Below are 13,050 nucleotides of genomic sequence, written 5' to 3'. Positions count from 1 at the left end.
CCGGGTGGTGTGGTCGGGAGATCAGGCCACGAAGCGGGTCCGGCGGCGGCGGGCCACCAGGTAGCCGGCCCCGCCGGCCGCGAGCAGCACGACGCCGATGCCGGCGACCAGCGCGGTGGAGTCACCGGTGATCGGCAGGGAGCCGCCGTCACCGCCACCCTCGCCGCCGTCATCGGGAGCGCCCGGGTTGCCGGCGCCGCGCTTGATGACGATCGCGGCCACGTTGTTCTCCGCCTTCGGGTCGGCGTCCAGGTGGGTGACCACCTTGCCGGAGGTCTCGCCGGTCAGCTCGTCGATCCGCAGGACGAACGGGTACGAGCCGCTGACGCCCGCCTCCGGGTCCCCGGCGGCGAGGCAGCCGTACAGGTCGGCGCCCGGCTCACCCCCGTGCTCCCACGGGTCCCACGGGTCCTTGCCGTCCTTGTCGTACGGGGCGCACTCCTCGGAGACCTCGATCGCCTCGGTGCCCTTGGGGATCGCCACGGTCACGATCGGCCCGTCCAGCCGCCAGGCGTCCACGGTGGCCGGACCCAGGTTGGTCCAGCCGGCCTTCACCTTGACCTTGTCGCCCACCTTGCCACTGTTGGTGCTGCCGACGGCTGCCAGGTCGGCCGGGTTGTCACCGCCGACCTTGACGTTGACCACGGTGAAGTTGTTCCACCGGTCCACGTCGGTCTGCGGGACGGACGCCTGCCGGGCCGGGGGCTCCTCGACCAGGGTCAGCTTCTCGCCGGTGCCCGGCTTGCCCGGCGGGACCGGGAAGTCCGGGTCGTTGGCGACGAGCGCCCAGTCGTCCTTGGTCCACCAGTCGACGTAGTTCTCCAGCTCGATGCCGGTGCGAGCGCTCTTGTCGAGCTTCACCGGGAGCTTGTCGGAGAGCCGGTAGCTCCTGTTCGGCTTCAGCTCGGTGTCGAAGGTGCAGATGGTGGCGAGGTACTCGACGTACTCGCAGTTGCTGAAGTTGCCGGCGTACGGGCTGAGGTGGTCGTTCTGCATGCGCAGCACCACGCCGCGCGCGGGGTTGTCGCCGGAGTTGCGGACCACGTCGCCGGTCAGGCCGGCGGTCTCGCCCGGCGCGGCGTCGAGGCTGACCTCCGGGTCGGACTGGAGGTCGACGCCCTCGGCGATGGTGACCGTGACGCTGCGGGTGGCGGTCTGGCCGCCCCCGGTCGCCTTGATCCCCAGCTCGGCCTTCCGGCCGGGCTTCGCGTCCGGCTTCGCGGTCAGGTGGTAGTCGAGGCTGGTGACGCCCCACTCGTTCGGCAGCGACTCGCAGTGCAGGGTCTTCTGCTGCGCGGGGGCGCACTCCCAGAGCGTGGTGGCCAGCTCGAAGGTGGCGATGTCGTCGACCTCGGACAGGTCGAGGTCCAGCGTCGCCTTCTCCAGCTTCCCCTCGCCCTCGATGTACGGGGCGATGAAGTTGTACGTGCTGTGGTTCGGCGCGATCAGGGTGTCCCAGGCGACGATCACCAGGGGATCGGCCGCGTACGCGGGGGTGGCGGAGGCGGCGACGAACGCGCCTGCGACGCCCAGCCCGGCGAGCCAGCGCCGGGTGGAGTGCTTGAGCATTACCGGGTTCCTCCCGTGGGGAATGTCCAGGTGGAGCCTGCGGAGCTTAAGGAAGCCTTAAGGCCCGGCGCTGCCCCGACCGGCCGGCGGCGGGGGAAACGAGCCGAACGGCTGACCGGTACCAGCGCAACGTTCCGGCTGTCCGCCTCCGTCGTCAGGGGCAGGGAAACCGGGAGGTGCAGTGACGTACGAGGAGTTCGCCGACCTACGGCTGGCCGCGCTGCTGCGGTACGCGGTCATGCTGACCGGCGATCCGCACCAGGCACAGGATCTGGTGCAGGACACCATGGTGCGGGTCCAGCTGAACTGGCGGCGGGTGGCCCGCGCGGACTCCCCGGAGCGGTACGTCCGCCGGATGCTCACCAACCAGTACGTCGACTGGCGGCGCGGCTCGTGGATGCGCCGGGTGCTGCTGCGTGGCGACCCGGAGGAGTCCGTACCCCTCGCCACCGACCACGCCCAGGACGCGGTGGAGCGGGACCAGGTCCGGTCCTTGCTGGCCCGGCTGCCCCGCCGGCAGCGGGCCACCCTGGTGCTGCGCTACTACGAGGACCTCCCGGACGCCGAGATCGCCGAGATCCTCGGCTGCGCCGTCGGCACCGTCCGCTCCTCCATCTCCCGAGCCCTCGCCACGCTGCGCGCCGAACATGTGGAGGTCTGCCGATGACCGAGGAAGAACTGCGGGCCGCCTTCGCCCGGCAGGAGCCGTCGATCCCGCCGGTCGGGCCGCTGCGGGCGGCCATCGACCGGATCGCCGCCCGGCGTCGTCGACGCCGTAACCGGCTCCGGGCGGGCGGCGCGGCGTTGGCCGTGCTCGGCCTGCTGGGTGTCGCGGTGCCCCAGGTCGTACCGCCGGTGGGCGAGCGCGCCGCCACGGGGAACCTGACGGGTGACCCCGGTGGCCGGTCCGACGCGCTGAACGTGCTGCTGCTCGGCCTGGACGGCACGCCGCGGGCGCATGCCGCAGGCTCGACTCCCCGGGCGGACGCGGTGCTGCTGGTGCACGTCCCGGCGGACCGGAGCCGAATCTGGCTGGTCTCGATGCCGCGCGACCTGCTGGTGAAGATCCCCGGCCACGGCACGGCGAAGCTGAACACGGCGTTCGCGCAGGGCGCCGGGCAGCCCCGGCCCGACCTGCGGCGCGGCTACGAGCTGACCGAGCGGACCGTCACCGGGGTGACCGGCTTGCCGATCGACGCCGGCTCCGCACTCACCTACCCGGCGCTGGGCAAGCTCACCGACGGCGTCGGCGGGGTGGAGGTCTGCCTGCCCGGGCAGGTCCGCTCGACGCACACCCGGCGCACGTTCCCCGCCGGATGTCAGCGGCTCGACGGCGCGGGCGCGGTCGACCTGCTCCGGCAGCGCCGCGACCTGCCGAACGGCGCACGGGACCGGGATCGCAACGTGCAGCGCTACCTCGCCGGGCTGCTGCGGCAACTGGACGAGCGGGAACTCCGCACCAACCCGGCGGCGCTCGGCCGACTGCTCGCCGGCATCGGTGCGGACCTGACCGTCGACACCGGTGGGCGCTCGCTGCCCGACCTGCTCGCACTGGCCGGCACGGCGACGTCGGCCGCCCCGGTCGGCGTCGCCCTGCCGACCGTCGAGGACCGCGAGCGCCTGGGCACGTCGCTGCTCGACCGGGGGGCCGCGCCGGCCTTCCTGGCCGCGCTACGGGAGGACCGGCTGGACGAGTGGGCGGCGGCGAACCCGGAGCGGGTGACGCCGCTGGCACCTCAGCGGTAGTCGTCCTCGTCCGCGGTGACCACCCGGGCCTGCTCCATGGCGTCCCAGTCGTCGACCTCCAGGCCACGGCGCGGCTCGGTGTCGCCGTCGGTGGGGCCGGCGACCATGGACTGCTCGAACGCGTCGGCCGGCTCGGCCTCCGGATCGCGCTCCTCCGGGCCGAGGTGGTCGCTCGGGGTGAAGTCCTCGTGGGGCTGACCCATCGTCCCTCCCTGTTCCGGCGGATTACCACCCACACCGTACGGGCTGGGCGGGGCCGTCGCCCGGTGGGCGCGGGAAGCGGAGTCGGTGGATCGTCCCACCGGGGGAGCCCGCCGGTGCCAGGATGAGGGGCGTGGGCTTCCTGATCCGCTTGGCGATCACCGCGGTCGCGCTGTGGGTCACCACGCTGATCGTGCCCGGGGTCGACGTCACCGGTCGCGGCGGCGCCGACACCGCACTCACCCTGCTCGTGGTGGCGCTGATCTTCGGCGTGGTGAACGCGGTGCTCAAGCCGGTCATCAAGGTGGTCGGCTGCGTGTTCTACCTGCTCACGCTGGGCCTCTTCGCGCTGCTGGTGAACGCCCTGCTGTTCCTGCTGACCGACTGGATCGCCCGCGGGCTGGACCTGCCGTTCCGGGTGGACGGTTTCGGCGCCGCCTTCTGGGGAGCCATCGTGATGGCGGTGGTGAGCTGGCTGATCAGTGTGGTCGTACCGGACCACCTGGCGGACCGGTGAGGGGAGGCGGTTGTGCCCGGGGCCACTCCCTACGGGATACTGCCGGCGGTGGACAGCGCGGTCCGGCGCACCCGATGGAAGACAACGGCCGGCTCGGCCGAGAGCGGTAAGTAAGGAGCGTTCGACATGCCCATCGCTTCCCCCGAGGCTTACGCGGAGATGCTGGACCGTGCCAAGGCCGGCCGGTACGCGTACCCCGCGATCAACGTGACCTCCTCGCAGACCCTGAACGCGGCGCTGAAGGGCTTCGCCGACGCGGAGAGCGACGGCATCATCCAGGTGTCCACCGGCGGCGCCGAGTACCTCTCCGGACCGTCGGTCAAGGACATGGTCACCGGCGCGGTCGCGTTCGCCGCGTACGCGCACGAGGTCGCCAAGCAGTACCCGGTCAACATCGCCCTGCACACCGACCACTGCCCGCAGGAGAAGCTGGACAAGTTCGTCCGGCCCCTGATGGCGATCTCGCAGGAGCGGGTGAAGCGCGGCGAGGAGCCGCTGTTCCAGTCGCACATGTGGGACGGTTCGGCCGTGCCGGTGGCGGAGAACCTGCAGATCGCCGCGCAGCTCCTCGACGAGGCGGCCAAGGGCAAGATCGTCCTCGAGATCGAGGTCGGCGTGGTCGGTGGCGAGGAGGACGGCGTCGAGAACGCCATCAACGACAAGCTCTACACCACCGTCGAGGACGGCCTGGCCATGGTCGAGGCGCTGGGCCTGGGCGAGAAGGGCCGCTACATGGCGGCGCTGACCTTCGGCAACGTGCACGGCGTCTACAAGCCGGGCAACGTCAAGCTCCGCCCGGAGATCCTCAACCAGATCCAGGAGGCGGTCGGCGCCAAGTACGGCAAGGACAAGCCGCTCAGCCTGGTCTTCCACGGCGGCTCCGGCTCGCTGCTGTCGGAGATCCGCGAGGCGCTGGACTACGGCGTGGTGAAGATGAACATCGACACCGACACCCAGTACGCCTTCACCCGGCCGGTGGCGGAGCACATGTTCCGCAACTTCGACGGCGTGCTGAAGGTCGACGGCGAGGTCGGCAACAAGAAGCAGTACGACCCGCGGACCTGGGGCAAGCTGGCCGAGGCCGGTCTCGCCGCCCGCGTCGTGGAGGCCTGCGAGCACCTCCGCTCGACCGGCACCCGGATGAAGTAGTCACCCGTGCGGCCCGACGGCCGGCTCCCCGACCGGGGAGCCGGCCGTCGGCGTCTCAGGCGCTGGCGGTGAGCACCTGGACGGCCTCGCGCACGTCGTCGGTCAGATGCACGGTGGCCGAGAGGTCCCCGAACGGGGACGCGGCGAAGAGCGGCCGCAGCAGCGACTCGATCGGCAGCTCGGTGGTCCAGTACGTCCGGTCCAGGAAGACGTACGCCCCGCTCGCTCCGTCGGTGCCGTAGTAGGTCTTCGTCGCCGCCTGGAACACCTCCTGAACGGTGCCGGCCCGGCCGGGGGCGAAGACGATCCCGCCCCGGGACAGCCGCAGGATGGTGTCCTCGCGGATGGCGTTGGAGAAGTACTTCGCGATCTTCCCGGCGAAGAGGTTCGCCGGTTCGTGCCCGTACAGCCAGGTGGGAATGGCCAGCCCGCCCGAGCGGGCCCAGTCCAGACCCGGCGTGCGCCGCGGCGCGGCCGGTCCGGCCGCGTACCGCTCGCGGACCGTCAGCGCCGCCGCCGTGTACCGGTCGTGGTCGGTGAAGTCGGGCGCCGTGGCGAGCAGGTCGATCGCCGCGGTCAGCTCCTCGGCCGGCCAGGTCGCCAGGAAGGCGCCCAGGTTGGCCGCCTCCATCACCCCGGGGCCGCCACCGGTCACCACCAGCCGGTCGGCCCGGGCCAGCTCCCAGCCGAGCACCGCCGCCATCCGGTACGGCACGCTGCCACGCGGCACCGCGTGCCCGCCCATCACCCCCACCACCGACTGCGGGCCGTGCGTCGCCAGCCAGGTACGGGTGGCGTCGACCAGCGCGTTGTCCACACCGTGGTCGTGCAGGCGCTGGCCGAGCGCCTCCCGGACGTCCGGCAGCGCGCCGCCGTGCGCCCGGAAGTGCTCGTACACCCGGGTGTCGTACATCCCGGCGAACCCGCCCTCGGCGAAGCCGGCGGCGAGCTCCTCCGGCGTGTAGAGGTGCGACGGCTGCGTGGGGTACGGCAGCCCGGAGAAGGGCGGCACCACGTTCGCCCCGCGCCGCACCAGGTCGGCGCCGACCTCCCGGGAGGCGAACCGGCAGCCCACGAAGAGGGTGCCGGTGACCACCGTGCCGGTCAGGTCGGGAACGGGTTCGAGGTCGAGGCGCAGCCCCTGCACGGTCAGCCCGGCGAGGCTGCCGGTGGCCAGCCGCCGGTCGAAGTCCGCGCGGGTCTCGATCTCGTCGGGGTGGGTGTCGTGCGGCGCGATGACGTCCGCGGGAGGTGGGGTCGGCACCAGGCCATCCTGCCCGCACCGGGCAACCGCCCAAACCCTCCCGGCCCCGGTCGCGCCGGCCCGGCACGGACAGGAGCCCGGCGGTCGAAACCGCCGGGCTCCTGCCTGATCCGGTCCTGGGGAGGCTCCGGACCAACAGTTGTAACGGAAGTCACCTCGCGGCGGCATGGGCCGCGGGGCCCGGGACCTGAGCCGCAGGCGTGACGAATGCCTCCACCGTTCAGCCAGCGTGCCGGCCGGACCCCCTCGCGTGTCGCGGGGCGAAGCGGGTTGAATGGGGCGATGCAGAACCTGTTGCCTGAGCCACCGGCTACCTTCCTGCCCGCCCACGAGGAGGCCGACGCCGCCCTGGCCGACGCCACGCGGGCGGGCACCGACGAGGCGTACGCCGAGGTCGCGGCCCGTTTCCCGACCCACAGCGCGGCCTGGGCGGCGCTGGCGACCCGGTCCTTCGACGCCGGTCAGATCATCACGGCGTACGCGTACGCCCGCACCGGATACCACCGGGGTCTGGACCAGCTGCGCCGCAGCGGCTGGAAGGGACACGGCCCGGTGCCCTGGTCGCACACCCCCAACCGGGGCTTCCTGCGCTGCCTGTACGTGCTGTCCCGGGCCGCCGGGGAGATCGGCGAGGCCGACGAGGCGGCCCGCTGCGCCCAGTTCCTGCGCGACTGCGACCCGGCCGCCGGGGACGCCCTCGCCGGCAGCTGACCCGCGCGACGGCCGGCCCGGGCGGTTGTCCGGGCCGGCCGTCGTACCGGCTCAGAGCCCCTCGGCGACCGCTGCGGCGATCTTCAGCCAGGCGTCCCGGGTGGCCGAGGAGAGCCCGCCGTACCGGATCGGCTCCCCGGTGTCGATCAGACGCTCGTACGGGGCGAGCAGCACCGCCCGGGTGCGGGCGGCGAAGTGCTCCTGGATCGCCGGCAGGTCGATCTCCTTGCGGGAGGGCGGCATCGACACCACGGTCACCGCCTGCCGGACCAGCCGGTGCCGGCCGCTCTGCTCCAGATGGTCCAGCATCCGCGCGGCGGTCTCCGCCGAGTCGTTCCGGGCCGACATGGTGACCACCAGTTGGTCGGTGGCGTCCATCGCGGCCTGCCAGTTCTGGGCCCGGACGTTGTTCCCGGTGTCCACGAAGATCAGCTTGTAGAACCGGCTCACCACCTCGCGGATCTCGGCGAACGCGGCCGCCGTCAGCATCTCGCCGCCGGTGGCCGACTCGTCCGAGGCGAGCACGTCGAACATCCCCTCGCCCTGCGAGCGGACGTACTGCGACAGGTCACCGACCCGGCCGTGCGCGCCCTGGAACTGCCCCAGGTCCCGCAGCATGTCCCGGACCGTCCGCGAGTGGAAGTCCTGCTGCGCCCGCATGCCGAGGGTGCCCTGGGTCTCGTTGTTGTCCCAGGCCAGCACGTACCCGCCGCGCTTCTGGCCGAAGGTCATCGCCAGCAGCAGGATGGCCACCGTCTTGCCGGCGCCGCCCTTCGGGTTGACCACGGTCACCTGGCGCAGCCCGCCGAAGTTGCGGCGCACCATCTCGATGTCCCGGCGCAGCTCCTGCTCGTGCCGCCCCGGCGGAAGCTTCACCAGACCCATCCGGTTGACCACCGCGCGCAACCCGGTGGTGGCGACCGGGTCGGCCGGGCGCACCTGGCGGCGGCGGGCGAAGTCCTCCGCCGTCGGCGGGACCCCAACCTCCGGCGTCCACGCCGGCTCCGGGTAGCCGCCCGGCGTCGGGGCGGGCTGCTCCGGCTGGGGCTGCCGCGGCACCCCGGCGGGCGGGGTGCCGTGCTGCCAGGACGGCCCGTACCAACCGGCGACCGGCTGCGCCGGGCCCGGCCCGGGGGCGGGCGCGCCCGGCGTCGGGCCGGCGTGGGCCGGCGGGCCGGCGTGCGAGTGGTTCGGCGGGCCGGCGTGCGGGTGGTTCGGCGGGCCGGCGTGCGGGGGCGGCACGGTCAGCGTCGGGCCCGGTGGATAGCCGGTCGTCGGGTCGGGCGCGGGCGGGGCCAGCGGCGTGCCCGGCGAGGGCGGGAACGGTCCCAGCTTCGGGGGCGTGGGCGCCGGAGCGTCCGGCTCACCGGGGACCGCCGCGGTGCCGACCGCCTCCGCCGCGCCGGCCGAGGTGCGCTGCGGCGGCTGCGCCCACGGGGACTCCCCCGATCCCGGTCCGCCGGCCGCCGCCAGCGTCTCCACGGGTACGACCGGAGTCCCGTACGCGGCGCCCGACCCGACCGGCTCGGCGGACGGCCCGCCCCACGCCGGTCCGGCGGCCGTCCCGGCCGGGCGTTGATGGTCGGCCGGGCGTTCATGGTCGGCCGGGCCGGCCGGCTGTCGGGGAGCCGGCGGGAAGGCCGGCGGCTGCCCCTGCACCGGGCCGTGCGGCGCGGCGCCGGCCGTCCCGCCCGTCTCCGGGGTGCCCGGAGCGGGCTGCGGGATCGCCGGGTCCAGGGTGAACGGCAGGTCGAGGTCGACCGGGGCGGCCTGCCCCGGCCGGGGCGCCGGCACGGCGTGCTCCACCGCCCCGTGCCGGGCGGTCGCGTCCGGCGCCGGGATGGTGCCGCCCGGTACGCCGGGCCGTCCGCCGTCAGCCCCGCTCCCGCCGCCGCTCGGCGTGCCGGTGGCGGGACCGCTGCCGTCGTAGTAGCCGGGGTGGCCCGGCGTGGCGGCGAGGTCGTGTGCCGGGAGGCCGCCGTTCGGGTCGCCCGAGCGGCCGTTGCCGTCCGGGAGCCCGTGGTCGCCCGGGTGGGCGGCGTCCCAGCCGGGGGCGGCCGAGGGGAGGCGGTCGCCGACCTCCGCGCTCAGGGACGGGTAGGCCGCGGACGGGTGGGCGACCCAGGCCGGCCCCGGCGTGCCCGCAGGCGCGGCGTCGGGCGGCCAGAGCGGCTCGATGTCCCGCTCCGGCACCGGCTGCTGGCCGGGCGGCTGGCCCCGGTCGGCGTTCTCGTCCACCACGGTTCCCCCCATTCCTCCCGTTGAGGATAGGCCGTCCCGATCCGGTCACGGACGGTAGCGGAGCCGGTGAGTCAGCTCGTCCAGACCGCCCAGGCGCCCGGCTCGGTCCACCAGGACCGCTTGCGGCTCAGCTCGCCCTCGGCGCCGTCGTCGAGGAAAGGCACCTTCTCGTCGCGGGGGATGACGGCCACGGCCCGCCCCCGAGCCCGGCGGACCTCGAAGCGGATCTTCTTCCGGCCCAACGCGGACCGGGTGACCACGGGGACGGCCACCGCCACCTCGACCACCCCGTCGGTCGGGTCCGGGCCGGTCAGCAGCGGCAGCCCGTCCAGCTGGGCGTACCCGCCGGCGTTGCCGATCGCGCAGGCCAGGATCGGGTCCTCGCCGTCGCTGAGCACCGCGTCGTCCACCTCGACCCGGCCGCGCCAGTGCAGCGGGCGGCCCTGGTCGTCGGCGGCGCCGAGCAATGCGCCGTCCAGGGTCACCGAGCCGCCGTCGTTGCGCAGCAGGTCGAGCCGGCGGGCGGTGCCGTCCAGCACCGCGGCGGCCACCGCCGCCGGATCCCGGGGCAGCCCGAGCTGCGCGGCCAGGTCACGCTGCCCGCCACTGCGGGCCGGGTCGAGCGGGAGCACGCCGATCGTGGGCAGGTCCGGCACCGTACGGTTGCCGGCCAGGTCGGCGGGGCGGCGGCTGGGCGGTGGGGCGTACCGCCGGACCAGCCGGCGCACGACGGCGCGCAACTGCGCGTCGCTGGCGGTGGCGACGATCAGGCGGGTCTTGCCGTCCGGGTCCGGCCAGGTCAGGCCGTCGGGGCGGGGCGGGGCGTCGAGCCGGGCCAGCACCTCGTCGATCTCGGCGTCCGAGCGGGCGGTGACCGTCTCCACCCGCGCGCCCCGGGCGGTGAGCGCCTCCGCGCAGGCCAGCACCGGCACGCGCGGCGTCTCGCAGCGCTCCCCGGTCTTCTCCGGGGCGGCCTCGGCGGCGCCGGAGCAGCAGGCACCGCCATCGCCGCAGCCCCCGCCGGGAGCGTCCCGCTCCGAGCCCAGGGTGAGCAGCACCACGTCGTACACGGGAAGGAGCCTCCTGCCTCTCGACGCGACCCCTGCCGGCCGCGCCGTCACTACTTGTTAGCCTGACACCCCGGGCTCGCCAACCGGTCGCCACCTGGCACCCGAGCCTTCTGGAGGCGGAGAAGATGCCAGCGATCGTGCTCCTTGGCGCTCAGTGGGGCGACGAGGGCAAGGGCAAGGTTACCGACCTGCTGGGTGAGCGGGTCGACTACGTCGTGCGCTACTCCGGCGGCAACAACGCCGGTCACACGGTGATCACTCCTGACGGGCAGAAGTACGCGCTGCACCTGATGCCGTCCGGGGCGCTCTCGCCGAGCGCGATGATCGTCATCGGCAACGGGGTGGTCGTCGACCCGAAGGTGCTGCTGGCCGAGATCGACGGGCTCGCCGAGCGTGGCGTGGACGTCTCCCGGCTGCGCATCTCCGGCGACGCGCACCTGATCATGCCGCACCACCGGGCGCTGGACCGGGTGGTCGAGCGCTACCTCGGCACCCGCCGGATCGGCACCACCGGCCGGGGCATCGGCCCGGCGTACGGCGACAAGGTCGCCCGGATGGGCATCCGGCTCCAGGACCTGCTCGACCCGGGCATCCTGCGCAAGAAGCTGGAGCTGGCGCTCCGCGAGAAGAACCAGCTGCTCTTCAAGATCTACAACCGCAAGGCGATCGACGTCGACGCGACGATCGAGGAGTACCTGGGGTACGCGGAGCGGCTCAAGCCGTACATCGCGGAGACCCGGGTGATGCTCTGGGACGCGCTGGACCGCGGCGAGACGGTGCTGCTGGAGGGCGCCCAGGCGACCATGCTCGACATGGACCACGGCACGTACCCCTTCGTGACCTCGTCGAATCCGACCGCCGGTGGGGCGTGCGTGGGCGCCGGCATCCCGCCGACCGCGATCACCAAGGTCATCGCGGTCAGCAAGGCGTACACCACCCGGGTCGGTGCCGGTCCGTTCCCGACCGAGCTCTTCGACGACAACGGCCAGCACCTGCGCAAGGTTGGCCACGAGTACGGCACCACGACCGGCCGGGAGCGCCGCTGCGGCTGGTTCGACGCGGTCGTCGCCCGGTACGCCTGCCGCCTCAACGGCGTCACCGACCTGGTCATCACGAAGCTGGACGTGCTCACCGGCATGGCCAAGGTGCCGATCTGCGTCGGGTACGAGATCAACGGCGAGCGGTTCGACGACATGCCGATGAGCCAGACCGACTTCCACCACGCCAAGCCGATCTACGAAGAGCTCGACGGCTGGTGGGAGGACATCACCAAGGCCCGGACCGAGGACGAGCTCCCCGAGAACGCCCGCCGCTACATCGCCCGCATCGAGGAACTCTGCAACACCCGCGTCAGCGTCGTAGGCGTAGGCCCCGGCCGCGAAGAAAACGTCCTCCGCCACCCCCTCCTCCCCTAACCCCCCCCGGCTCCCTCCGGGCCCCCGGTTCCCCTCGGTGATCATGAAGTTGGCGGCACTCACCGCGATCAACTTCGCCGCTAACTTCATGATCAACCAGGGTGGAGTGGGTCGGGGGATGGTGGTTGTCCACAGGGTTGTCCACAGGGGGTGAGGAAGGGGTCAGTTTCCGCCAGGGTGGGGTGCCATGGGGCGGGACGAGGTGCTGGGCGGAATTTCCGCCGTGCAGGACGGGGTGGTCACACGGGCGCAGGCGCTTCGGGCGGGGTTCAGTCGGCATGAGATCGACAACCTGGTCACCTTCAAGCGTTGGCTTCCGCTCGCTCGCGCCGTCTATCAGGTGGACCCCCGGGTAGAGCCTTCGCGGCGTGCGCGCATCCGGGCCGCAGTGCTTTCGTTCGGTTCCGCGGCGCACGCGGTGCTGGGGACGGCGGCCGAGCTGCACGGAATCGCCGGGCTGCCAGTGACCGAGCGGATTCACCTGGCGCTGCCCGCCAGGGCGGCGCGGCCGGTCCGCTTCGCGGAACCTCACATCGTCGTGCACCAACTGCGTCGGTCCGCCGTGTCATTGCTCTCGGTCGACGGCATACCGGTGACCTCGCCCCTGGACACCGTCACCGATGTCATCCTCAGGGAGCGGCGTTACCCCGCGGTCTGCCTGCTCGACTCGGCGTTGAACCGCGGCCTCGTCACGGACGACGACCTCCTGGCGATCCCGCGTCTCATCCGTGGCCGGCGGGGAGCCGTGGCGGCCAGGGGGTATCTGTCCGAAGTCGATGCCCGGGCCCAGTCGCCGCTGGAGACTCGCGCCCGGTTGCGGTGCGTCGACGGCCGGGTCCCTCCCGACGTCCTTCAGTGGGCGGTCAGGGACCGCGACGGCTACCTGCTTGGCGTCGGCGATCTCGGCTGGCGCGCCTCGAGGGTCATCGCGGAGGCGGACGGCCGAGCGCCGCACAGCACCCCCGACGCGATCTTCGCCGACCGCCGCCGCCAGAACCGCCTGGCCAATGCCGGCTACACCGTGCTCCGCTTCACCTGGCACGACACCCTGGACCCCAACTACATCCCCTGGACCGTCCGCCAGGCCATCTCCGCCGCCTCGATGCGTCGATCATGAAGTTGGCGGCGATGTCGATCTCAGATACTGCCGCCAACTTCATGATCAAC

Annotated in this window: 12 protein-coding genes; 7 read left to right on the top strand and 5 right to left on the bottom strand. The window is 73.3% G+C overall.

Features of this window, described 5'->3' with window-relative positions; genetic code table 11:
* Positions 1 to 21 precede the first annotated feature (21 nt).
* Entirely contained in the window at positions 22 to 1,569 is a 1,548-nt protein-coding gene (locus V6U79_RS08250; RefSeq protein WP_334614113.1) for an LPXTG cell wall anchor domain-containing protein, read from the bottom strand.
* Between the two features lie 181 nt (positions 1,570 to 1,750).
* Here V6U79_RS08250 and V6U79_RS08245 point away from each other — a divergent pair, with 181 nt between their 5' ends.
* Positions 1,751 to 2,236, top strand: a complete 486-nt coding sequence (locus tag V6U79_RS08245; protein WP_334614112.1) for a SigE family RNA polymerase sigma factor — start codon at positions 1,751 to 1,753, stop codon at positions 2,234 to 2,236.
* The gene (locus V6U79_RS08240; protein WP_334614110.1) at positions 2,233 to 3,315 is read left to right on the top strand and encodes an LCP family protein; all 1,083 of its coding nucleotides are present in this window, start codon (positions 2,233 to 2,235) and stop codon (positions 3,313 to 3,315) included. Before V6U79_RS08245 ends, V6U79_RS08240 begins: the two co-directional genes overlap by 4 nt.
* Here V6U79_RS08240 and V6U79_RS08235 read toward each other — a convergent pair.
* On the bottom strand, positions 3,306 to 3,518 hold the full coding sequence (locus V6U79_RS08235) for a hypothetical protein (protein WP_334524654.1): 213 nt from the start codon (positions 3,516 to 3,518) through the stop codon (positions 3,306 to 3,308). The two genes, V6U79_RS08240 and V6U79_RS08235, sit on opposite strands and share 10 nt — an antisense overlap.
* A 131-nt stretch (positions 3,519 to 3,649) precedes the next feature.
* Here V6U79_RS08235 and V6U79_RS08230 point away from each other — a divergent pair, with 131 nt between their 5' ends.
* Positions 3,650 to 4,033, top strand: a complete 384-nt coding sequence (locus V6U79_RS08230) for a phage holin family protein (protein WP_334614108.1) — start codon at positions 3,650 to 3,652, stop codon at positions 4,031 to 4,033.
* Positions 4,034 to 4,159: 126 nt separating this feature from the next.
* Positions 4,160 to 5,182, top strand: a complete 1,023-nt coding sequence (fbaA, locus tag V6U79_RS08225; RefSeq protein WP_334614106.1) for a class II fructose-bisphosphate aldolase — start codon at positions 4,160 to 4,162, stop codon at positions 5,180 to 5,182.
* 55 nt (positions 5,183 to 5,237) lie between these two features.
* Here fbaA and V6U79_RS08220 read toward each other — a convergent pair whose 3' ends face one another.
* On the bottom strand, positions 5,238 to 6,446 hold the full coding sequence (locus V6U79_RS08220; protein ID WP_334524663.1) for an LOG family protein: 1,209 nt from the start codon (positions 6,444 to 6,446) through the stop codon (positions 5,238 to 5,240).
* Positions 6,447 to 6,728: 282 nt separating this feature from the next.
* On the opposite strand from V6U79_RS08220, the gene V6U79_RS08215 reads away from it, so the two are divergent.
* Positions 6,729 to 7,157, top strand: a complete 429-nt coding sequence (locus V6U79_RS08215; protein WP_334614105.1) for a DUF3151 domain-containing protein — start codon at positions 6,729 to 6,731, stop codon at positions 7,155 to 7,157.
* A 51-nt stretch (positions 7,158 to 7,208) separates the two neighbouring features.
* Here V6U79_RS08215 and V6U79_RS08210 read toward each other — a convergent pair whose 3' ends face one another.
* A complete protein-coding gene (locus V6U79_RS08210) occupies positions 7,209 to 9,398 on the bottom strand; it encodes a MinD/ParA family ATP-binding protein (RefSeq protein WP_334614171.1) in 2,190 nt (729 codons plus the stop codon).
* Positions 9,399 to 9,469: 71 nt separating this feature from the next.
* A complete protein-coding gene (locus tag V6U79_RS08205; protein ID WP_334614104.1) occupies positions 9,470 to 10,468 on the bottom strand; it encodes a diacylglycerol kinase family protein in 999 nt (332 codons plus the stop codon).
* A 125-nt stretch (positions 10,469 to 10,593) separates the two neighbouring features.
* Between V6U79_RS08205 and V6U79_RS08200 the strand changes: the two genes are divergently transcribed.
* On the top strand, positions 10,594 to 11,883 hold the full coding sequence (locus V6U79_RS08200) for an adenylosuccinate synthase (protein WP_334614103.1): 1,290 nt from the start codon (positions 10,594 to 10,596) through the stop codon (positions 11,881 to 11,883).
* Between the two features lie 187 nt (positions 11,884 to 12,070).
* Positions 12,071 to 13,000 (top strand): type IV toxin-antitoxin system AbiEi family antitoxin, encoded by a 930-nt coding sequence (locus V6U79_RS08195; protein WP_334614101.1) that lies wholly within the window; start codon positions 12,071 to 12,073, stop codon positions 12,998 to 13,000.
* The last annotated feature ends 50 nt before the right edge of the window (positions 13,001 to 13,050 follow it).

The organism is Micromonospora psammae (genome assembly GCF_036902725.1).
In the GTDB taxonomy this organism is placed as follows: Bacteria; Actinomycetota; Actinomycetes; order Mycobacteriales; family Micromonosporaceae; genus Micromonospora.
Note: the sequence above shows the minus strand (reverse complement) of the source record. Positions and strands in the feature narration are given on the sequence as shown.